This window comes from Paraburkholderia sp. IW21 (assembly GCF_041321145.1).
GTDB lineage: Bacteria > Pseudomonadota > Gammaproteobacteria > Burkholderiales > Burkholderiaceae > Paraburkholderia.
Genome location: NZ_JBGGWA010000033.1, coordinates 1 through 1,609, shown reverse-complemented (window position 1 = coordinate 1,609; position 1,609 = coordinate 1). Strand labels below are relative to the sequence as shown.

At 63.1% G+C, this 1,609-nt stretch carries 2 protein-coding genes; both read right to left on the bottom strand.

All coding sequences use genetic code 11. The annotated features are described in order from the left end of the window. Positions 1 to 74: 74 nt before the first annotated feature. Positions 75 to 863 (bottom strand): IS21-like element helper ATPase IstB, encoded by a 789-nt coding sequence (gene istB / locus ACAX43_RS32905; RefSeq protein WP_370712481.1) that lies wholly within the window; start codon positions 861 to 863, stop codon positions 75 to 77. Further along, positions 860 to 1,609: IS21 family transposase (gene istA / locus ACAX43_RS32900; RefSeq protein WP_370712480.1), on the bottom strand; the 750-nt coding region annotated here is incomplete at its 5' end. The genes istA and istB, both read right to left, overlap by 4 nt.

Sequence of the window (1,609 nt, the reverse complement as noted above, 5' to 3'; positions counted from 1 at the left end):
TGTCAACGCCGACTGAAACCTGACCCACATTTCGTGGTTTCGCCGAAGTAAATCTGACCCACCTGGGTCCTGTATCACGCGGCCGCTTTCGCGCTTGCCCGCGTGCTCGTTTGTCCCGCCTTTCTCTTGTCCTTCAGTCGATAGCTCTCGCCGCTGATTTGCACGATGTGAGCGTGATGTAAAAGCCTGTCGAGCATCGCCGCTGTCAGCGTCTGGTCGTCAGCGAATGCCGTCGCCCATTGCGTGAACGGCAGGTTGCTGGTCAACACGATTGAGCCGCGCTCATAGCGTTTGGCGACGACATTGAAGAACAGGTTCGCCTCCTCACGCCCAAATGGCAGATAGCCGATTTCGTCGATGACCAGCAGCCGGGGTCCGATGACTGCGCGATTGAAGTACTCCCGCAAGCGGTTCTGCTGCCGGGCGGCGGCAAGTTGCATCATCAGGTCGGCGGCCGAGATGAACCGCGTCTTGATGCCCGCCTGCGCCGCACGATACGCAAGCGAAGTCGCAATATGTGTCTTGCCAACCCCGGATGGCCCGAGCAGCACGACATTCTCTGCACGCTCGATGAACGCCAGGCTCGCCAGCTCCTGAATCTGCGCACGCGGCGCGCCGCTGGCGAAGGCGAAGTCGTATTGCTCCAGCGTCTTGACGCCGGGCAACGCCGCCAGCTTCGTCAGCACCTGACGCTTGCGCTGCTCACGCGCGCCGAGTTCCGCTTGCAGAAGCTGTTCAAGGAAGTCAGCCATGCTCGAATCGGTCGTTGCAGTGTGCTGCGCGAGCGGCGCCCAGTCGGTGGCGATGCAGTCCAACTTGAGTTGGGTGCACAGCGCGGCAATCCGTTCATGTTGCAGATTCATGCGGCGACCTCCAGCAACGCGTCGTAGACCGCCAGCGGATGCTGCAGGCTCTCGCGTGGCAGTACCCGGCGGTTGTCCGGCACAGCGAGCGCGGGCGCCTGCGCCGGCAACGGCAGGAGCGCCGTCTGCTCGGCTGCAAGCAGCGTCACTGGCCGCTCGCCCGTCGTCGCGTGACGGCGCGTGTTGGCAACCTCTGCCAGCCATCGGCCGATGTGTGCATTGGCAGCGTCTACATCCAGCTTCAATCCGGATGACTTGAGCGTTGCAGCAAGCGGCACGACGAAGCTCTCCTTGAGATAGCGGTTGAAGCGTTCGACCTTGCCCTTGGTCTTCGCGCGATACGGACGACACACCTTCGGCGTGAAGCCGTAGGTCTCAGCCAGCGCAAGCAACTGCGGGTTCCAGCGATGCTCGCCCTCGCCGAATGCATCGCGCTCGATGACCACCGACTTCGCGTTGTCGAACAGCACATGCTCCGGCGTGCCGCCGAAGTAGACGAGCGCTTCACGCAGGCATTCGCACAGCGTCGCGGCGTCCTCGCGCGCGGTGAACCGCACGAAGCTCGCGCGGCTGTAACCCATCGTCGCGACCAGCGCGAGCAATGGCTCGCGTCCTCGCCGGATAACGGTGAAGTCGGCTTGCATCTGCTTGCCCGGCGCCGTCTCGAAGCGCACCACGGGCTCGGCTTCGGGACGCTTGTATGGCGCCAGGAATGCCTTGAGCTGACTGATACCGCCTTCATAGCC